Origin of the sequence: Corynebacterium aurimucosum (assembly GCF_030408555.1) — a bacterium.
Lineage (GTDB): Bacteria > Actinomycetota > Actinomycetes > Mycobacteriales > Mycobacteriaceae > Corynebacterium > Corynebacterium aurimucosum.
Genome location: NZ_CP047048.1, coordinates 1,998,258 through 2,017,425, shown reverse-complemented (window position 1 = coordinate 2,017,425; position 19,168 = coordinate 1,998,258). Strand labels below are relative to the sequence as shown.

18 protein-coding genes are annotated in these 19,168 nt (G+C 58.4%); all 18 read left to right on the top strand.

The features are described from left to right. Positions 1-16 precede the first annotated feature (16 nt). The 18 genes from CAURIM_RS12925 (at position 17) to CAURIM_RS09370 (ending at position 19,164) form a co-directional block, all read left to right on the top strand. A complete protein-coding gene (locus tag CAURIM_RS12925; protein WP_353959292.1) occupies positions 17-478 on the top strand; it encodes an HNH endonuclease in 462 nt (153 codons plus the stop codon). 348 nt (positions 479-826) lie between these two features. After that, on the top strand, positions 827-1,315 hold the full coding sequence (locus CAURIM_RS09445) for a hypothetical protein (RefSeq protein WP_201829401.1): 489 nt from the start codon (positions 827-829) through the stop codon (positions 1,313-1,315). Next, on the top strand, positions 1,278-1,712 hold the full coding sequence (locus CAURIM_RS09440; RefSeq protein ID WP_070563799.1) for a phage terminase small subunit: 435 nt from the start codon (positions 1,278-1,280) through the stop codon (positions 1,710-1,712). Before CAURIM_RS09445 ends, CAURIM_RS09440 begins: the two co-directional genes overlap by 38 nt. Positions 1,713-1,723: 11 nt before the next feature. After that, positions 1,724-4,495 carry an LAGLIDADG family homing endonuclease gene (locus CAURIM_RS09435; protein WP_201829403.1) on the top strand — a complete coding sequence of 924 codons (2,772 nt, stop codon included), beginning with the start codon at positions 1,724-1,726 and terminating at the stop codon, positions 4,493-4,495. 30 nt (positions 4,496-4,525) lie between these two features. Then, positions 4,526-5,917 carry a phage portal protein gene (locus CAURIM_RS09430; RefSeq protein ID WP_201829405.1) on the top strand — a complete coding sequence of 464 codons (1,392 nt, stop codon included), beginning with the start codon at positions 4,526-4,528 and terminating at the stop codon, positions 5,915-5,917. A gap of 13 nt (positions 5,918-5,930) precedes the next feature. After that, entirely contained in the window at positions 5,931-6,785 is an 855-nt protein-coding gene (locus CAURIM_RS09425; protein WP_201829407.1) for a VG15 protein, read from the top strand. A gap of 115 nt (positions 6,786-6,900) precedes the next feature. Next, the gene (locus CAURIM_RS09420; RefSeq protein WP_201829408.1) at positions 6,901-7,449 is read left to right on the top strand and encodes a hypothetical protein; all 549 of its coding nucleotides are present in this window, start codon (positions 6,901-6,903) and stop codon (positions 7,447-7,449) included. 26 nt (positions 7,450-7,475) lie between these two features. Continuing rightward, positions 7,476-7,841, top strand: a complete 366-nt coding sequence (locus CAURIM_RS09415; protein ID WP_201829410.1) for a capsid cement protein — start codon at positions 7,476-7,478, stop codon at positions 7,839-7,841. Between the two features lie 15 nt (positions 7,842-7,856). Beyond that, positions 7,857-8,771, top strand: coding sequence for a major capsid protein (locus CAURIM_RS09410; RefSeq protein WP_167595852.1), 915 nt, complete (start codon positions 7,857-7,859; stop codon positions 8,769-8,771). Positions 8,772-8,773: 2 nt separating this feature from the next. Continuing rightward, positions 8,774-9,157, top strand: a complete 384-nt coding sequence (locus CAURIM_RS09405) for a hypothetical protein (protein WP_070563778.1) — start codon at positions 8,774-8,776, stop codon at positions 9,155-9,157. Next, on the top strand, positions 9,157-9,510 hold the full coding sequence (locus CAURIM_RS09400) for a hypothetical protein (protein WP_236659401.1): 354 nt from the start codon (positions 9,157-9,159) through the stop codon (positions 9,508-9,510). The genes CAURIM_RS09405 and CAURIM_RS09400 overlap by 1 nt, the downstream gene beginning before the upstream one ends. Positions 9,511-9,674: 164 nt before the next feature. Continuing rightward, positions 9,675-9,902 (top strand): hypothetical protein, encoded by a 228-nt coding sequence (locus tag CAURIM_RS09395; protein WP_070563775.1) that lies wholly within the window; start codon positions 9,675-9,677, stop codon positions 9,900-9,902. Continuing rightward, the gene (locus CAURIM_RS09390) at positions 9,902-10,258 is read left to right on the top strand and encodes a hypothetical protein (RefSeq protein WP_167595850.1); all 357 of its coding nucleotides are present in this window, start codon (positions 9,902-9,904) and stop codon (positions 10,256-10,258) included. The genes CAURIM_RS09395 and CAURIM_RS09390 overlap by 1 nt, the downstream gene beginning before the upstream one ends. Positions 10,259-10,317: 59 nt before the next feature. Continuing rightward, positions 10,318-10,953: a hypothetical protein gene (locus CAURIM_RS09385; protein WP_201829412.1), complete on the top strand. Its 636-nt coding sequence runs from the start codon at positions 10,318-10,320 to the stop codon at positions 10,951-10,953. Between the two features lie 174 nt (positions 10,954-11,127). Further along, positions 11,128-11,460 (top strand): hypothetical protein, encoded by a 333-nt coding sequence (locus CAURIM_RS09380; protein ID WP_201829413.1) that lies wholly within the window; start codon positions 11,128-11,130, stop codon positions 11,458-11,460. A 53-nt stretch (positions 11,461-11,513) separates the two neighbouring features. Further along, positions 11,514-11,888 carry a hypothetical protein gene (locus CAURIM_RS09375; protein WP_201829415.1) on the top strand — a complete coding sequence of 125 codons (375 nt, stop codon included), beginning with the start codon at positions 11,514-11,516 and terminating at the stop codon, positions 11,886-11,888. 119 nt (positions 11,889-12,007) lie between these two features. Then, a complete protein-coding gene (locus CAURIM_RS12920) occupies positions 12,008-12,772 on the top strand; it encodes an HNH endonuclease (RefSeq protein ID WP_353959291.1) in 765 nt (254 codons plus the stop codon). A 71-nt stretch (positions 12,773-12,843) separates the two neighbouring features. After that, on the top strand, positions 12,844-19,164 hold the full coding sequence (locus CAURIM_RS09370) for a tape measure protein (RefSeq protein ID WP_201829419.1): 6,321 nt from the start codon (positions 12,844-12,846) through the stop codon (positions 19,162-19,164). Positions 19,165-19,168 lie beyond the last annotated feature (4 nt).

The following is a 19,168-nucleotide window of genomic DNA, read 5'->3' as shown; positions in this document are numbered from 1 at the left end:
GACGCGACGACAACTTATGCCCCGGCAACAGCTGGGGTTTTCGTCGTTTTACGCCCTGGGAAACACTTTTCCATATCCATCCAATTTTGGGGTTCACCACTCCCAGGGCACCAAGTCTTACCGCCACCCCACGCACCCAAAAAAGGGCGAGGCCGCTGGTTCACGACCGAGTAAGACACCAAGAAAAAGAGGAGGTGGCGACATGTGGGAAAACCCATCACGCGGCGCACCCCACAAACTACGCAAAGCCACAAAACAACGAGACGGACACAAATGCGTCAAATGCGGCAGCACCGAGCGCCTAGAAGTAGACCACATCCTAAACGTTGCGCGAGGCGGCACGCACGACCTCGACAACCTCCAAACACTATGCGCGGCATGCCATCGCAAGAAAACACAAGAGGAGGCCCGCCAGGCCCGAGCCGTGAAACAGGCCCGCCGGACACTGCCCGTAGCACCGCATCCTGGTGTACGATGAGCCGCAGAGGGGTGGGGGAGGACTCGCGCTTGGCTGCGCCGAAAGCGCCAGACGGATAGGCTGAGGCAAGCTGTACGGGTTGCAGGATTTGCCCTGGCTGGCGTGGCGTGCCCGTCGCGGGGGTTGTGTGGCCGACTGTTGGCCGTGTGCCTGTTGGGGGCTTTTTTCATGTCCTGCGGCGCTATGGGCGCTTTAATGGCATTGCTTATTTTATGTCGTCTACTTGTGACAAAGTGCAGGTCAGCGGGTAAAATGGTCAGTGTGCAGTGTTTGAATTGTGGCCGTGATGTGGCGCAGAAGTTGAAGGGCCCGGCACGCCGTACGTGTTCGGCGCGGTGCCGTCAGGCTGTGTCACGTAGACGCCGGCAGCAACCTATCCCCGCGGCCATGACCGACGGTCGTCGTTGGGTGCGGGCTGATGGCAAGCGCCCCGTCACGCCTACAGGCGCGCCGGCGTCGTCCACGAACTCCAACACCTGGTCTTCGTTTCCCGAAGTGCAGCGCGGCGCCGGGGATGGATTCGGAGTCATGCTCGGCGGAGGGCTTGGCTGCTACGACCTGGATAATGCGCTCGAGGGCGGAGTGTTGAAACCGTGGGCGCGTGGGATTGTGGCCGCGATTGCTGAGCCCATTGTTTACGCGGAGCGCTCTGTTAGTGGCCGTGGCCTGCATGTATTCGTGGAGGCGGCGGAAGCTCGAGGTATTCGCCGGAGCATAGGCGACGGCAGCATTGAGAAGTATTCGTATGGCCGGTTCATCCGATGCGGTGAGCCGGTGAGTTTGAAGGAAGTGATGGGAGATGCCCGGTCCACCGCCGAAGAGGAGCGACCAGCGTAGGCGCCGCAATAAGCCAGATGAGTCGCAGCCAAAGTTGACTGTCGTGAAGGATGACACGCCGCGCCCTGCGCCGAAGGCGCCGCGGGTGTCGCCGTCGTGGCACCCGTTGATGAAAGACTGGTTCCGGTCGTTGAAGCAGTCGGGGCAGGCGCGGTTCTATGAGCCGTCTGATTGGCAGACCGCTCGCCTGTTGGCTGAGGTTATGAGCCAGGAGCTTAATAGCGGCGAAGGGGTTAAGGCGTCGATGCTGGGCGAGTTTAATCGTGCCGCGGCGTCGTTGATGACGACGGAGGGGGAGCGCCGTCGTCTTCGTGTTGAGCTCCAGGCCGCTGATGCTGATTCCGTGGATGATGAAGCGTCGTCGGTGATGTCTCAGTACAAGGAGATGTTTAAGTAGGAGGTGGCCTTATGGGTGAGGTTGCTCCGCAGGAGCGGTTGGCGACATTGCCCGAGGGCCTACCGAAGTACACGCTGGGCTACGAGGCTTTGGCGTGGGCTGCGAAGTATCTGCGGCACCCGAACGGTATTCGGGCGGGTAAAGCATGGCAGTTTACCCGTGAGCAGGCGCGTTTCGTCCTGTGGTTTTATGCCCTTGATGAGAATGGGCGGTGGCTTTTCCACCACGGGGCGCGCCGGTTGGCGAAAGGCTCAGGCAAGTCACCGTTTGCTGCAGTCATGGCGTTGATTGAGCTTTTGGCACCCGTACGGTTCGACCATTGGGACCCGGATGTGCCTGGTGGCGTGGTCGGCAAGCCGGTGTCGATGCCGTGGGTGCAGATTGCTGCGGTCTCGCTGGACCAGCCTTTGGCTCTCGATACTCCGGTCCGTACCGTAGACGGTTGGAAGACGGTCGACACTGTTGGTATCGGCGATTACGTATTCGGTTCGGACGGTGAACCGGTTGAGGTACGTCGAAAGACGGAAGTGTTTTATGGCCGAGATTGCTACGAGCTGGAGTTCGACTCCGGCGAGAAGATTGTTGCCGATTCCGGCCATGGGTGGACTATCGAAAAGACCAATGGTCACGGAGACAAATGGGAGTCTGTAACTCTCACGACTGAGCAGATTGCTCAGCTCAAGAGTTCTAAGCGAGTCACTGTTCGGATTCCTGCAGTGTCAGCAAATTTCCCGGTACGTGAGCTTCCACTTGACCCTTGGCGACTTGGATTTTGGCTCGGCGATGGAGCTTCTAAGTCGGGAGTCCATGCCATTGATTGGCGGCATAAGGAGGAGTTAGAGGAGATATACCGTCCATTGCTGAATGACTGGGAAGATCTCCGTTTTGACTTCGATAGAGGATTTACTGGCCGCATGAACGTGAAGCGCCGGGATGGTATTTGCCCTCGGGGCCACGACTACGTGAATGACCTCAACAATCGCTATTCACAAAAGGGCAATCCGGCTTGCCGGAAGTGTGTTGCTTGGCCTCGAGCTGGGTACGCTGACCCGAAGCTACTCTCTATGCGGGAGATGCTTAGGGAAGTTGGGGTTCTGCACCGCAAGCACATCCCCGATGTTTACCTAACTGCAAGCTATGAGCAGCGCATGTCGCTTCTGCAGGGGTTAATCGACTCTGACGGCGGGATTGACCGTACTCATCGTGCTTATTTCGTTAACACGAATCGCCATTTGATTGACGGTATCGAAGACTTGCTGAGCTCGTTGGGATTCAAGTGGACCGAGCAGAAGAACGAATCCACTAAATCGTGGAAGGTCTCGTTTAAGCCGCGTGCGGGCGAGCCTGTGGCGCGTTTCGCTTACAAGGTCGCTCGTATGCCGAAGGTTGACGAACCGCGACAGTACAGCAAGTACCATCGGGTTGTTTCCGTGAAGAAAGTTGAGTCGGTTCCTGTTAGGTGTATCGGCATCGATAACGACGACCATCTTTTCCAGGCTGGTCGACGGGGTATTTTGACCCATAATACAGAGAACACGATGCGCATGGTGCGCGCTATGGCGTCACCTGCGAACGCTCCAGCGCTGCACCGCGACTATGACCTGGACGTTGGCAAGACACAGATTTTTGTGCAGCCGGAGGGCAAACTTGAAGTCATCACGTCGTCCGCGACTACTGCGGAAGGCGCGGAGTCAACGTGTGTCATTGCCGACGAGCTGGAACACTGGACCCCATCGAACGGCGGGGCGGAGTTACACGCCACACTGCTGGATAACCTGTCAAAGTCGGGCTCACGCATGTTGGAGACTCTGAATGCGTGGAAGCCGGGGATTAACTCGGCTGGTGAGTCCACGTTTAATGACTGGGTGATGCAGGAGTCCGGGCGGTCTAAGAACGAGTCGCGGATTCTTTACGATGCGCGGCAAGCCCCGCATGACACTGAGTTGGGTGATGCTGATTCGCTGCGATCGGCGCTTGAGTGGGTGTACGAGGATTGTCCTTGGTCGGATATTGACGCGATTATGACCCGTATTTGGTCCCCGTCGGCACGCGTGGATGATTCAAAGCGTAAGTATTTGAATTGGCCGGTGGCGTCGTCTGATTCGTGGTGTGATCCGCAGGATTGGGCGCAGATGGCCAGGCCCGATATTCGTGTGGAGCCAGGCGAGGACATCGTGATGTTCTTTGACGGTTCGTTGTCTAATGACCATACGGCGCTGATTGGGTGCCGCATGGACGACGGGCACATTTTCACCATTGGTGTGTGGGAGCCTACGGCGCCGACGGCGGAGGATAAGCCGATGGTGGATGTGCAGGCGGTCGACGACCGCGTTGACTTCGCCTTCGCCACGTGGAACGTCATTGGTTTCTATGCGGATGTGCGTGAGTGGGAATCGTTTACGAAGGTGGCGTGGCCGGAGCGGTACCGTGACCAGTTGGAGCTGTGGGCGACCTCGAGGGGTGCACAGCAGCCGGAGCCTATCGCGTGGGATATGCGCGGTAAGGATTTCCAGTTCACGACAGCTGCGGAGCTCGCTGAGGCTGAGATTATGCAGCACTCGTTTACCCATGACGGTAACCCGCTGCTGACTGAGCACGTGCTGAATGCTCGCCGGCATGAGGGGCGGTATGGCATCACGGTGCGTAAGGAGTCGCGGAAGTCGTCGAAGAAGATTGACGCGTGTGTGTGCATGATTGGTGCGCGCATGGTGTGGCGCCTAGCTCGGGAGCGCGGCGGGCTGTCAAAGAAGAGGCAGCGCACAGGTAAAGCATTTTTCATCTAGTAGCCGGTAGCGGCGGAAGGAGGCTGGGCGTTGAGGAAGAACCAAGTTGAGCGCGCAGCGCGTGAGCTTTTAGCGACGCACGTGGCCGAACGCCGCGTTTTCGACAATATCCACGAGTACATGGTGCCGTGGGACAGCGAGATGGCTTCAGCGCGTGTTGGTGCCACGCTGAATTCGAAGAATCGTGCACAGCACGCGGAACTAGCCCGCATGTCGGTCGCCCCCTTCATTGCCCTAGTCGTGGATACCTATTCGCAGTCGTTGAAGGTGGATGGTTTCTACTCGGCGGATGGTGACCAGGCGCGGGCGTGGTCGTGGTGGCAGCGTAACAAGATGTCGGCGCGGCAGACCGGACTGCATCGGGCGGCATTGACCTATGGGACGTCGTACGCGTCGGTGATGCCGGCTAGCGGCGGGGCTCTGCGTATTGGTGTGCACTCGCCGCGACGTATGGTCGCGTTCTATTCAGACTCGTTGGGCTTGCCAGGACTGGCATCGACGGATGAATTTCCGATGCTAGCGCTCGAGATTGGCGACCGGCATATGCGTCTCTTTGATGAAGAGAACGTGTACTGGTTCGGTATTGAGCACGCGCCCATGACTGTGGATGGTTGGCTCGATAAGACCTACTACTCGCCGGCGAACCTGGTGTTCCAGGAGGCTCGCCCGCATAACATGGGCGCGGTTCCTATCGTGCGCTACCAGGACCGGATGCTTGCCGAGGGGGAGGAGCGCCGCGGCATCGTCGAACACCTCATTGGCCTGCAGGACCGCATCAACCGGACGAACTACGAACAGGGAGTGGCGCAGCACTTCGCAGCGTTTAAGCAGCGCTATGTGATTGGATGGATGCCCGCAGATGAGATGCAAGCATTCCGCCAGTCAGTCGCGGATACGCAATTCTTTGATGACCCAGATGTGAAGGTTGGCCAGTACGACGAGACGGACTTGTCGCGCTATATTGAGTCGCGGCAGGCGTCGGTGAGGGACTTCGCCGCCCTGGCGCAGGTTCCTGCCCAGTCGTTGGGTGCGAACGCGATTAGTAATATCTCGGCGGATGGTCTGGCAGCACTTGAGACGTCGAAGGATAGGCAGGCGTCGGAGATTCAGGCCTCGCTGGGAGAGTCGCATGAGCAGTTGCTGCGGCTGTGTTCCCATGCGGTGGATGATGAGGAAGGCGCTTCCGACTTTGAAGCCGAAGTGACTTGGGAGGAAACGTCATCTAGGTCGTTTGCGCAGACCGTGGACGGGCTCGGGAAGCTGACTACGATGCTGGGTATCCCGCCAGAAGAACTGTGGTCAGATATTCCAGGGTGGACGAAGGAGCGCGTGGAGCGCGCCCGTACAACGGCGAAGACCAACCCGTTTATCGGCGGGGGGATAGTTGATGAGGATGAGGCGCTGCGCGGCCTGCATCTGTAGGTGGTGATGGCCGGTGACTCTTGAGTACATCCATAAGAATGACGCATCGCTCGCCAATAGTGTTTCGCGGCTCGTTAGTAAGGTCATTTCGGCGCGTGGCGTACCGGTCACCGTGGAGCAGGTAAACGAGCTCGTTGACCTCATTTATCCGCGGGTTCTGCGCCTTCGGCGGGCGGCGTGGCGTGCCCACGTTCTCGAGCTGGGGCGACAAGCAGCAGCAGCTGGGGTAGTCATTACCCCGGAGCCATTAGAGCCATACCCGCGCAAAGCACTGTTCGATGCAATCTCGCAAGTCGCTAGGCTCTCCCCAGATTCGACGCACTTACGGGTGATGATGCTGGACGAAGCTTCAAAGAAGATGGTCCAGCAAGCAGTCAAACCTGACGTGACTAATCGGGTTGATGATGCGGTGAAGATTCGTGTGGCGGGGGAGCTTGGGCGCCGTTTGGCACGGCATGTGGTCGCGGCGGGCCGCAATGCTGTTGCGGATACTTCCCATAACGGGTCCGCGGTGTTCCTTGACTCCGGTTCCCCGGCACGTGTTGGGTATGCGCGGGTGCTGTCCGGGCGTGAGTCTTGTGCGTTCTGCGCGATGCTTGCCTCCCGCGGCGCGGTTTACTCAGAAGATACAGTGACCACACGCAAGGATGGAAGGCGCTACCACGATGGGTGCGACTGCATCCCTGTGCTCGTCGTCGAAGGTGAGCCCTGGCAAGGGCAGGAGCAGGCGGCGATGCTGTCCGAGCTGTGGCAGAAACACACTTGGTCTGACGGGAAGCCCGCGCCAGGGCAATTTAGGCGCTGGTCTGACGCAATCGCCGCGGGAAAGATTGACGCAACCCGATACTCCCCGTTCTCCGATAATTAGCGCTACCTGGTGGCATGTTGAGGTTCGATTCCTCTTTAGCGCACGACCCCCGCACCACATAGGTGGTGGCCGGGGGATTTTTCATGCCCACCCTAGATAACCCAGGAGGTTACCGATGGCAGAAGAAACTACCGCCACCACCGACGACCAGAACGCCGCCGAGGTGGCAAACGAGGATAAGGCCCAGGAGGCTGATACCTCGAAGACGGAACGTAGCGCGGAGTCCTACCAGCAGGAGCTAGAGAAGCTTCGAAAGGAAAACGCGCGTTACCGAACCGAGCGCAACGAACTGCGCGCTGATGCGGAGAAGTACCGCGAGATTCAGGATGCGGAGAAGACCGAGCTGCAGCGTGTACAGGAGGCCCTGGAGGCCGAGCGCGCAAAGGCGACTCAGTATGAGGTGGAGCTGGCTCGGTCGCAGGCACTGTCCAAGTACGGAATCTCTGCGGAGAATGCGGACTTGCTGGGTGCTGACCCTGAAAAGTTCGACGACAACGCGAAACGTCTTGGCGAGCTGCAGGCGCAGGCTGCGAAGCGTGCCGCTCCGCCGTCTGACTATCCGATTGAGGACTTGAAGCCTGGTGCTTCCTCGCGTGAGGATGCGCCGGATTTTTCGTTCCCGTCCTCGTGGCCGGTTACTGGCCGCTTTACCCAGTCCAATTAAACCCCTAGTTAGGAGGGATTTTTGTAATGTCCACTGTTGTTCATTACAGCCCCGCCCAGAATCCGACTGTGAAGGCTCAGGCGGATCTTAAGGCGGGCACTTTTGTCCAGATTGCCGGCGACATTGATGGCCGCAACCCCGTTGTGAAGCCCGCGGCGGCGAACGCTGTTGTGTTTGGTGTGCCGGCTACCGATGTTGCTAAGGACGGCTACGTCATGGTGTACCGCGCCGGCCACATCGTTGAGGTTGAGGCCAGTGGCGCTATCGCCGCGGGCGACCTTGTAGCTGCTGCAGCATCCGGTAAGGCCGCGAAGGCAGGGGAGGCCGCTCCAGCTGTCGGTATTGCCGTTTCCGCTGCCGCTAATAACCGCGTCATTGTGGCGCTGAAGTAAGGAAGAGGAAGAAGAATGGCTGATTTCACTTTCCCGCTGTCCCCGGCCCATGTGTCTGAGGACGGCAACATCACCGCGTCGATGTTCGTCAAGGAACCGACGCGCCTTTCCAACTACATCGCGCAGCTGACGCAGGCGAACCTGGTCTCCCAGTTCCTGTTTACCTCCACCGGGGCTGACGGCGGCGCCATCATGTATGACCGCCTCGAGGCTAACGTGGCGACCGTGGCGGAGAAGCCGGGCGTTATTGCCCCTGGAGCGGAGTTCCCCGCGTTCTCCACTAGCCAGGGCAAGCCGATGGTTGACCCCGTCGTTAAGACCGGTGGCTACTACGACCTGACCCGTGAGGCAGAGAAGCGCAACGACCCGATCATCCTCCAGCGTGGTGCGGCCCGCGTGGCTAACACGATGGTCAAGGACATCGACAATCGTGCCGTTGCTGTCATCGACGACGTGCTTTCTAACCTTGATGGTGCGCTGAAGCTCGAGTCTTCTGGTTGGGCTGCGGCCGGTAAGGTCACCGCATCCAATAAGACTGCGCTGACCGGTGAGGGAAAGCTCATCGACGACATTGAGGAAGCCAAGCTCAAGATTGAGGAAACCAAGCTTGGCTACAGCCCGGACACCCTGGTGCTGAAGCCGCGTGACGCGAAGAATCTGCGCACCATTCTCGGCGTGAAGAACTGGCGTGACGTGCTGGGCACTCTCGGGGTGGAGCTCCTTATCTCTAACGCTGATTCTCTTGGTGAGGGTGAGGGCCTGCTGCTGCAGCGCGGCGCTATCGGCGTTATGGGTGTTGAGGACCCGATTTCTACTGATAACGAGTACATCAAGGGCCGTCAGCTGACTCGCTTCTACACGTGGGCGTCTATGGCTTTCGGTGTTACTGATCCGTTCTCCGCAGTGAAGATTTCCGGTCTGGCGCAGTAGTCATGGCGGCGTTTGCAACTGGTGACGACCTGCGCGCACGGTGGTCGCTTGCCCCCGATGGGGACCAGGCGGACGCCGTTCTCGAGGATGCGTCGGTATGGCTGCAGGCCATGTATGACCTGCCGGATAAGCCGTCAGAGAAGCTTTCTGCTGTTCTGCGGATTATCGTGTGCTCGATGGCGAAGCGTGCGCTTTTGTCGGAGAACACTGACCATGTGGAATCTTTGTCACAAACCGCTGGTGCTTTCTCGCAGTCATCTTCGTTTCGTAACAGTGAGGGCAACATGTTTCTTACTCGTGCAGAGCGGGAGATGCTGGACAAAGCTCTGGATGATGAGCTGAACCGGTCTCGTGGCATGCGCACCGTTGAGGCGGTGAGCTGGTGATGGCTCTCGATGTTCCACTTCGGTATTCAGTGGTCCGTATCCGCCGCGAGCGGATAGGGACTGTTGACGAGCTGGGGAATGACGTCGTTGAGGATGTGGAGGCTGCTGAGCCGGTCCTGGTGGCGGGCTGGGCAGTGCCACAGTCCGATGAGCCGAAACTTGCCGGGCATGAGCGGCGCACCGTGAAAATCGAGATGTACGCCCCTACGGGGGCTTTTCTTGTAGGCGATGCGGTTCGCCTCCCTGAGCGGGGCGACGTCCTTGAAGTCGTTGGCGAGCCAGAGAACTATGAGCACAACCCGTTTGGGTGGTCACCGGGTTTGGAGGTGGTTAATCTTGCCGGCATCGAATAGTTGGCTGTGGGTGGAACGCCCTAGCGGCGACGTGGACAAGGTGCATACTTCGTCCTTGTCGTTTGATGGCGGGTCTCTCATCTGCTTCGCAGATGAGGCGCAGACAAAGATTAAGGCCGCTTACAGTCCTGTTGGCTGGGCTCACGTTAGGTGGTGTGACGCCGATGAAATACCGACCTAACCGCGCCGGGCTTCAAGAGCTTTTGCGCGGGAGCGTGGCTAAACGCCTCGTCATTGAGCATGGGGAAGACATTGCCGCCAGGTGCGGTGATGGGTTTGTGCTCTCCACTCAGCAAGGTAAATCCCGCTTTCGCGGCATTGTGTACGCCGATACCTGGTCTGCCAAGCACCGCGACCATCGTGAGAACGTCATGGTGAGGGTGCTGGGCTGATGGGTATTTCAACACAGGCTATTGCCGTCAAAATGCTCAAAGACGCCCTAGGGGTGCGAGTATCCACACGGATGCCTGACCCCGAGCCGCAACGCTTTGTTATTGTTTCCCGGATTGGGGGAGGGGCAGACACTTGGGCAACCAAAGCTCCGCGCTTCCTGGTGGAGTGCTACGCCCCCACAGAAACGGCTGCTGAACAGCTAGCCGATGATGCCTGGGAAGCGTGGCGAAGATTCCGAAGCAACCAGGTCACCTGGGCTTCTGTGGATGACAACCTCACGCGCTACGACGACCCAGACCGTAGATTTTCCCGATTCCAATTCACTGCACAGTTGCAGATTAAGCGCACCCAGTAGGTGTTGCTGACCTTTTTCTTTCAGGCCCGGTCCACGATTCTGAAAGGAAGAACTGACAGATGGCTGTCAATATCAACAACGCATTCGTTGGCGCACCCCCGATTGATGGCGGCGTCTACTTCAACGCCCCACTGGGCACCAAGCTCCCGACGTCCGCGACTGAGGAACTTGCCCCGGCTTTCAAGGACCACGGCGCAGTCGGTGAGGACGGCTTCAACGTCAACCCGCAGCGCGAGGCCAACACCGAGAAGATGTTTGGTGGCGAAGACTGGGTAGACCTCCAGACCTCCTACTCCGAGACCGTCACCCTCACGTTCCTGGAGGAGGACAACGAGGCGGTTGTGGAGTCCCTGTTTGGCGCTGAGAACGTCAAGACCAAGAAGGCCACCAACTCCGATGGCAAGCAGACCACCATCTACCACACCTCCAAGCGTCTACCGATCCTCTCTCACGTGCTTAAGGCCGTGTACGGCGAGAAGGCCAAGACCTATGTGATTGAGCGCGGTCGTATCACCAGCGTGGAGAAGACCGCTGACGTTCACTCCGCGTCCACCAAGTACAACGTGACAATTACCGCGTTTAAGAGCACTGACCCTAAGCGTCAGTACGCGTACGTCACTGAGTACCGCGACGACGGCACCCCGGCTGATGCTGAGGCTAACGCTGGCACTGAAAGCGCTGGCTCTGAGGGCTAGCCCTTGATTCCCCTGGGCGGAGCAGCAGGGGTTACGCAATTCTGCTCCCATTTCTCATCCGGTTAATCGAGGGAATCTTTTCCCTTTTGGACCGGGCCTGCCCTTGATTTTCCGGGTGGGCTCAATTCTTACTTTCGGCCCGGTCCCCCACGTATTGAAAGGCTTGGTCCAACCATGGCATTCACCGTATCCACCACTTTCGACAACATTGAGGTAGTCATCCCAGCAGCTGATGGGGAAGGCTCTGTCACGCTTAGCCTCCCGCCGCTGGATTGTTTCCCGCCGAAGCGAGTTGACGCGATTAACAAGGCGCTTGAGAAGAACCCTAAGGCTCACACCAATGGGGCTGAGGCTCTACGCACCCTGCTCCTGAACTTCGCAACCGAGAAGCAGGAGAAGGCCGCTATCTCCGCGCTGTGGGCACGCCAGCTCACTGAAATCGACGAGTACTGGCAGAAGGAATCTGGGATGAAGGTGGGGGAATCCTCGCCCTCTACCGATTCATAACCGAAAAAGAGGGCCTACTCGACGCTTTACGCGCCGACCTTTTTGAGCGCGGTATGCCATGGTCACAGCTTGGTATCACCTATACCTGGGCAGATTTGCGCGGTGTGATTATGCACTTGCCGCTCACGTCTAATTTCCGGCGAACGCTGCACCCTGAGCGGGCACGCCTGGAGACGTGGATGACGCCACAGGTGCAGATGCTGGGCGCTGTCCATGATTCCTTACAGAACACTCTACTGCTGCTGAACCACGTCCCAGTGGAGAACCTTCCCGAGCAGGGCCTCCTATCCGGTGTCCTAACCCAACTGAAGGACACGGAGGGCAAAGAGAAGGCGGCGGAGAAGCAAAAGGAAAAGCGTCGAGGACGGAAGAAGTCTGCTGCCGAAATTAGGGCTGCGGTGAGGGCTAAAGAACAAAAAGCAACGTAAGAAGGCAGGTTAGTCTTTTGAGCTGCGAAAAGTGGTAAAATAGACAAGAACGGTTCGCCTAGAAGCGCCAACTTCGAAGCGAACCTAACCCACTCACTAGAGAGCGCTAGGAGGGGCTAATGCCCAATTCTATATGTAGTGTGCCGAACTGCGACAAGTCGGCGCACAGCAGGACTTACTGTCATACGCACTACCAAAGGTGGCGCAAAACGGGAACCCCATTTCGGAGATGTATCGGCTGTGGGGGTGTACTCCCTGTCGAGCGAGGACTCAGGTCCTACTGCGGCCCCGGATGCCGCCCGCGATGCAAGGTCGCCGAGTGTGATGAACCGAAACGCTCAAAGGATGGTTACTGCGCACGACACAAAGCGTTAGTCAGAAGGAACGGTGCGCCTGTCGGGAAAACCGAATGGGCGCTGAAATCTGACAGCTATACCTGCGTGGTGTGTGGCGCCGAGTTCGAAGGTGGGCACGGTCGAAGGAAGCACTGCTCGAACAAGTGCCAGAGGATTGATTCTACGTACTCCGGTATCGTCCCCTCGCTCGACTTTGAATGCGTCATGTGTGGAAAGCTTTTCGTGCGTAACCGTAAGGACAGACTTCATCAGCGCGGGGATAAGAAACTTTGCGACCGATGCCGACGTAGCCGAGAGCGACGTCATAAATCTTCACCCGGCTATCTTGCTCGCCGCGACGGAGCCCAGTGCGGAATATGTGGGGAACTCGTCAATCTTGAACTACGACACCCCGACCCGGAATCCGGCAGCGTCGACCACATCATCCCAGTAGCTCTAGGAGGAACACACGATGAAACAAATCTCCAACTCGCCCATCTGAGATGCAACCTGACTAAGCAGGCGCGGGCAGACTACGAACCGGCATAGCAACACATCATAAATCAACCCCTAGAGGATTCCTCTAGGGGTTTTCTCATGCCCAAGAAAGGCGGTCTGACATGGCAGAACTCGGTGTCGGGTACGTGAGCATCCTGCCAGAAGTAAGCAAAATCTCCCCCGGTATTGCCGAGGCGCTGGGGGCGACAAGCCCAGTCGCGGAGAAGTCTGGCAAGACGATGGGCGCGAAGCTCTCCAGTGGTATCAACAAGACTCTGAAAGCTTCCGCTATCGGTATCGGCACGACCGCGGGAGGCTTTATTGCCGCTGGCCTGACTAAGGGCTTCGGGCGCCTGCAGGCCATTGAGGGGGCGCAGTCGAAGCTGTCTGGTCTGGGTAGCTCGGCGCAGCAGGTTTCCGGCATCATGGATAACGCCTTGGCCGCGGTTAAGGGTACTGCTCATGGTCTTGGTGAAGCTGCGAGTGTGTCGGCGCAGATGGTTGCTGCTGGTATTGAGCCGGGGCAGCAGCTTGAGCAAACTTTGAAGACCGTGGGTGATACCGCGGCTATTTCCGGTCGCTCCATGGAAGACGTGGGCCTTATTTTCGGCTCCGTTGCGGCGCGTGGCAAGCTCCAGGGCGATGACATGCTGCAGCTCATGTCCTCGGGTATCCCGGTGCTGCAGCTGCTGTCTAAGGAGCTTGGGGTCACCTCGGCTGAGGTCTCTGACATGGTATCCGCTGGCGAGGTGGATTTTGCCACGTTCGAGAAGGCCATGCGTGAGGGTATGGGTGGCGCGGCCCTTGAGATGGGTGACACGTTCTCCGGCGCGGTTGCGAACATGGGTGCTGCTGCTGGGCGTGTTGGTGCGACTGTCCTTGCCCCGTTCTTTGAACTGTCTAAAGATGGGTTTGGTGCTGTCACTAAGGCCCTGGATGGGCTGGATGAACGCCTCGGGCCTGTCATGGATAGTTTTGGGGCTTGGCTGCAGAACCGTGCTGTTCCCGCTATTAAGGATTTTGGTTCTGAGATTGCAGCGTTGGGTAAGAACGCGCAGCTGCAGTCTGTTTTGAGTGCGACGCAAACCGCGTTTTCTCAGTTGTGGTCTACTGGCCAGCGTCTTTTGCCGGTTATTGGTAGTTTGGTTCAGACGTTTGGGCGGGCGTCGGCGTCGTTGGGTTTGGGCCTGTGGCAGAATTTTGTAAACGTTCTGACGGTTGCGGGGTCTGCGTTGGAGGCGGTCGCTGGGCCTTTGGGTTCGGTTGCTGATTTCCTTGCGCAGCATCCGGCTTTGGTGACTGCTGCTGTTGGTGCGTGGGCTGGGTTTAAGACCATCCCGAATCTGATTAGCAAGATTACCGGCATGGTTAATCCGCACGTGTCGTCGTTGAAGACGATGGGTGAGGGTGTTAAGGACCTTAAGGCCTACTATGAGGCCACTGGCCGGGAGATTTCCACTTTCGGTGCGACGGTCCAGTATGCAGCGACGTCGAATAACAAGGTCGTTGCCTCCATGGCCCGCGCCTATGACCAGGCGACGGGACCGGCTCAGGACATGGCTAGTGGCGCTGCTGAGGCTATGGCGGAGATGAGCACTAGTGTGGGCCAGTCCACGCGTAGTGTTTCCGGTTCGGTTAAGCGAATGTCCAGCGTGGTTAAGGGCGTTGGTGCTGCTGGTTTCGCGGGTTTGAAGTCCGCCGCGGGTAGTGTCATGTCGCTGTTTGGTGGCCCGTGGGGCTTGGCGTTCATGGGGGCTACGGCTGCTGTGGGTGCTGTTGCGTCGGCTAACCGGAAGGCGAAGACTGTCCAGGATGCGTACGCGAAGGCTACGCGTGAGGCTGCTACTGCCCAGGACCAGTTGAATGTGTCTTTGGCTGGTACAAGTGCGGCGCTTTCTGATGCGCAGCTGAGCGATGCTGCTGCCATTGTGAACAAGGACCTTGTGCAGATGAAGACGTTTGCACAGGAGTATTCGGGTTGGTTTAACACTATTTCCGCCCCGGATTTGTCGTGGTGGCAGCAGGGCCATTGGTCTGCTGATTGGCGCGCATACGCCAACGAGGTAAACCAGGCTAAGGACGCTTATGAGGCGATTGAGAAGTCTGCCGGCGAGCTCAAAATCCCGATGGAGGACCTTAACCGGGTTGTCGCTGAGGGTGGCCCGGAGTATGACAAGCTGATTGCTTCCCTACGCCAGGGCGGTGACGCCTCGCAGATGGCAGCTGACCAGCTTGCTGAGGCGCGAGATAACATCCAGCAGTCTATTGATGCTGCACGAAACCTTGACCCAGTGATTACCGGCGTTTCTAACGCCATGGGTGTGCTGGCGGATGAATCGTCTACGGCTCAGGATAAGCTGGCGGCGCTGAATGACATCATGGATAAGCTCACTGGTGGGGCTTTGTCGCATGATGAGGCGCAGGCGAAGCTGGTTGAGGACGTCCAGGAGACGACCGAAGCCATTGCGGAGATGGCCGGGAAGCTGGCTGAGGTTGGGCCGGTTGAACTTGACCCGGATAACACTATCGACGCCACGACTGAGGCCGGTAAAGAGGCTGTCCGTACTATTTCTGACATTGCGCAGACAATGAAGGAGGCGGCTTCTAACGGCGTTTCTGTAGATGAGATTTTCGACCAGCAGGCCGATAACCTCACCGCTCTGCAGGAAGCCCTGGGGCTGACTGATGAGCAGTTCCAGAATGTGATGCAGGCCTACGGTCTGACCCGTGAAATCTTCGCATTGCCGCTAGAGATGGAGGGTGCGCAGACTGTTGAGGAACAGGTTAAGGCGATAGAACTTGGCCTGTCACGCCTTGGGGAAGGCCAGTCTGTCCAAATCGAGCCACCGGACCCGGCGGTTGCTGCCGTCCTCGAGGATATCGGCTATAAGGTCGAGTACCTCGACAACGGACAATTTGAGATTACGGCTACCGCTGATGTGGATGCGGCGGACCTCGATAACCTTGGCGAGAAGGTCAAGGAAATACAGGACCTTCACGCTGAGGCTACGGCTGGTCTTGACACCACGATGTTTGCCCTGGGTGCGGATGAAGCTAAGCAGCTTGGCCGCGAGTTGGACGAGCTGGAAGTTTCCCCTGAGACTGACCTAATTATTGACAAATTGCTGCAGGGCAAGGATGTCTCTGTTGGTGAGCTGCAGGCGTTGGCGCGTGAGGTTTCTACCCCGACGGCTGACCTGGACAAGATGCTGCTTGACGCTGGCGTCGAAGACTCCAAGGTTAAGCTTGCAGACCTCAACAACCAGAAGACCAAGCCAACTATCGACGTTAATACCAAGCCTGCTGAGGAGGGTATTAGCTCAGTTAGTCGGATGTTGCGCGGCCTTAAGGATAAGGTCGTCAACATTTTCACCCGCACGCATGGAACCACTACAGGGTCTGGCGGTTCGCAGCGCTTCGCGGACGGTGCGGTCGTAGCCTCTCACCGCTATCTTGCGGCTGGTGGCGCGGGACGCATGTCCCAGCAGCCCGCACAGATTGCTGCTGGTGGTAGGTGGATTACTTGGGCTGAGGATGAGACACAAGGCGAAAGCTTTATTCCTCACGCCCCGTCGAAGCGTAAGCGCTCTACACAGATTCTGGCGGAGACCGCCAACATCTTCGGCCTTGGATTGGTGGATTCTGGTGGTAATCAGATTCGCCGCGATGGGACGTCGGTGGCACCCACGTCCAGGTCCTACATGGCTGATGGTGGTGTGTCCCCTGACCAGCTTTTGCGCTATTTCAAGGGCGAGCGGGTTAATGGGCAACAGGCAAGCCGTTCACTGCAGGGAGCGCCTTACGTCTTCGGCGGCTCCAACTGGGGTGACTGCTCTTCGACGCAGGGGCAGGGCGCGCTGTTCGCGGTGGGTGAGCAGGCTGACCGTGGCCGGTTCATGTCCACAGCGGACGAGAAGGTACGCCTTGCATCCATCGGGTTTAGCCCCGGTCTTGGTAGCGGCCCTCGCTACGCTATCGGCTGGTACAACGGCGGCGTTGGTGGTGGCCACACCTCGGGCACCATCCACTTTGGGGACGGTCATTCCGTCAACGTTGAGATGGGTGGCGGCGCTGGTGGCCAGGGCAAGATTGGTGGCGCTGCTGCTGGTGCTGCACACCCGCAGTACGCGGAGCACGCTCACCTTCCTTTGGGTGTGGAGCTCAGTGCGGATATTCAGGACCTTGAGTCCGGTGACATTGAGTCCACGTCAGTAGACGGCTACACCACTAAGTCGGGTAAGACAGTTTCTTGGGGTAAGGCCCAGGAATACTATGACATGGCGCTGGAGTTCCAGAAGCGCACACGCGTTCACGACCGCGGCGGAATCATGAAGGATGGCCGAATCGCCATCAACATGTCCGGCAGGGATGAGCGCATTCTTAGCCCGATGGAAACGGTCGCCTATGAGCGTTCCCTGGATGTGCTGCCTAGGTTCGCGGCACAGTTCAACTCGGCGGTAGACAAGTTCGTGGTACAGGCGGATGCTGCACAGCTACAAGCCGCTTCGTACGGTCGCCATTTCGGTGGCGACTATTTGGCTAGTGCTGAGATTGTGCGTGATGCTGAGCAGGGCCTGTTGGATACGCGCCGTGCCATTGCTGACGAGAACGACGAGGTAGTGGAGCGCGAGGAGGCCCTGGCTGAGGCGAAGAAGGAACTCGCCAAGGTTGAGAAGGAAGGCGGCGGCCTGACTACGGCTCAGAAGCGCAAGCTTGCTGACGCTGAGGAAAACCTGGCGAAGGCTCGCAAGGATGGCAAGCCTGACAAGATTGCTGATGCGGAGAAGAAGCTGGCCCGCGCCCGTGAGGACGTGGACGAAGCTTTGCAGAAGTCGCAGGACAAGAACGCTAAGGCTGTTGCGGCGGCTCAGAAGAAGGTCAATAAGGCGGAGGATGCTCTGGCTGACGCTAGGGAGCAGACCGCTGACCAGTCTGACCGGTTGATTGCGGCGGAGCGTGCTGTGGCTGCTGCACGCTACAAGGCAGCCGGGGATATGGCTGAGTCCATTTTTGAGTCCGTCTCTAAGGGCTTTATGTCTATCTCTGGTTTCTTTGATGAGATGGAGCGCTTGGCTGAGATTGTTGAGCGCACGCGTCAGGAAGTCTCGAAGCTGGAGATGCAGCAGCAGACTAACGCGATTGAGCGGTTGCGTTCTTTGGCGGAGCTGCAGTTGCGTGAGCAGGATGTGGCCCGTGCTCGTGCCCGCGGTGCTTTGTCGGTTGCTGAGGCTGAGGCAGACCTGGAGGAAGCCCGGAACGCTGCTGCCCGCATGGGCTCCACCTCGATTGAGGCAATGTCTGGCGCGATGGATCGTTTCCGTACGACCGGCATTTTCGCGGTTGAGGAGGTTGCCGAGTCCGTTGTGGAGAACACGGCGGAGGTTAAGGCAGCTGAGTGGGGTGTGAAGGTTGCTCGCGCCCAGGCCGCGTTGGATGAGTTTGAGGCGACACGCCAGCAGGCTATTGCCCAGTTGAAGGTTGCTCAGGCGACTTTGACGCAGACGGCGGCGGCGGAGCTGTTGACGCTGCAGACTCAGCAGTTGCAGCAGCAGGCCGCGAACCTTTATGGCATGACTGCTAATCAGGCTAGCGGTGCGGCACGCGGCTTTGGTGGTGTCGGCAAGGTCACTGGTGGTATCGGAAAGATTATTGGTGGCGTTCTTGCTGGTATTGCCGGATTTGCGGCTGGTGGCCCGCTGGGCGCTTTGGCCGGTGCTGGTTTGGCTCTTGGCGGTTTGAAGGACACGGTTCAGGGCAGTATCGACATCCATCAGAATAAGAAGGAGATGGGTGAGGCCTGGAAGAACCTTGACGCCGGTTCGAAGGCCGGCATTGTTCTTGGTTCCGCCGGTGGCGCTGCCTTGGGTATTGCCGGTGGCGCTTTGTCTGGCCAGTACGGCACGGAGATGGCGACGGCTGGCGCTGAGCTCGGCGCACAGTTCACTGAGGCCACGATTGGGTCTTTGCAGTACGGCATTGCTGGCCGTATTGACAAGCTCAAGCGTGACTCGGAGGACCAGACTGCCGCGTTGCAGCGCAAGACGGACCGTGACCAGTTGGCCCTGGACATGCTCAAGGCCCAGAACGAGGTTGGCTACATCACCAAAAAGGATGTTCTCGAATCGAACCTTGAGTATGCAAAGCTGCAGCAGCAGCTGGCGACGGCGCAGAGCGAAGGTGTGATTAAGGCACTGGAGCAGGCGTCGAAGGTGGAGCAGGACCGGGCCAATAAGGCGCATGTGGAGCAGATGGGCATTATCAGCGACACCAACAAGCACCTGCAGGAGTTGGTGACGTTGACGCGTAACGACAAGGGAGCGAACTCGGAGACCGGTAAGCAGCTTGCCGCCGCTGTTGGCGGGATTAACAAGTTGCTGTTGTCTTTGTCGACGCGCCCTTTGTCGACGGCTGATGGTAACCGCTTTGCGGAAGCCAGGATTTAGGGAA

Excerpts from the sequence above, each read along its gene's own strand:
- CAURIM_RS12925 (WP_353959292.1), top strand. The coding sequence starts at position 17 with ATGCCCCGGCAACAGCTGGGGTTTTCGTCGTTTTACGCCCTGGGAAAC.
- CAURIM_RS09440 (WP_070563799.1), top strand. The coding sequence starts at position 1,278 with ATGCCCGGTCCACCGCCGAAGAGGAGCGACCAGCGTAGGCGCCGCAAT.
- CAURIM_RS09435 (WP_201829403.1), top strand. The coding sequence starts at position 1,724 with ATGGGTGAGGTTGCTCCGCAGGAGCGGTTGGCGACATTGCCCGAGGGC.
- CAURIM_RS09420 (WP_201829408.1), top strand. The coding sequence starts at position 6,901 with ATGGCAGAAGAAACTACCGCCACCACCGACGACCAGAACGCCGCCGAG.
- CAURIM_RS09415 (WP_201829410.1), top strand. The coding sequence starts at position 7,476 with ATGTCCACTGTTGTTCATTACAGCCCCGCCCAGAATCCGACTGTGAAG.
- CAURIM_RS09410 (WP_167595852.1), top strand. The coding sequence starts at position 7,857 with ATGGCTGATTTCACTTTCCCGCTGTCCCCGGCCCATGTGTCTGAGGAC.
- CAURIM_RS09405 (WP_070563778.1), top strand. The coding sequence starts at position 8,774 with ATGGCGGCGTTTGCAACTGGTGACGACCTGCGCGCACGGTGGTCGCTT.
- CAURIM_RS09400 (WP_236659401.1), top strand. The coding sequence starts at position 9,157 with ATGGCTCTCGATGTTCCACTTCGGTATTCAGTGGTCCGTATCCGCCGC.
- CAURIM_RS09395 (WP_070563775.1), top strand. The coding sequence starts at position 9,675 with ATGAAATACCGACCTAACCGCGCCGGGCTTCAAGAGCTTTTGCGCGGG.
- CAURIM_RS09390 (WP_167595850.1), top strand. The coding sequence starts at position 9,902 with ATGGGTATTTCAACACAGGCTATTGCCGTCAAAATGCTCAAAGACGCC.
- CAURIM_RS09385 (WP_201829412.1), top strand. The coding sequence starts at position 10,318 with ATGGCTGTCAATATCAACAACGCATTCGTTGGCGCACCCCCGATTGAT.
- CAURIM_RS09380 (WP_201829413.1), top strand. The coding sequence starts at position 11,128 with ATGGCATTCACCGTATCCACCACTTTCGACAACATTGAGGTAGTCATC.
- CAURIM_RS09375 (WP_201829415.1), top strand. The coding sequence starts at position 11,514 with ATGCCATGGTCACAGCTTGGTATCACCTATACCTGGGCAGATTTGCGC.
- CAURIM_RS12920 (WP_353959291.1), top strand. The coding sequence starts at position 12,008 with ATGCCCAATTCTATATGTAGTGTGCCGAACTGCGACAAGTCGGCGCAC.
- CAURIM_RS09370 (WP_201829419.1), top strand. The coding sequence starts at position 12,844 with ATGGCAGAACTCGGTGTCGGGTACGTGAGCATCCTGCCAGAAGTAAGC.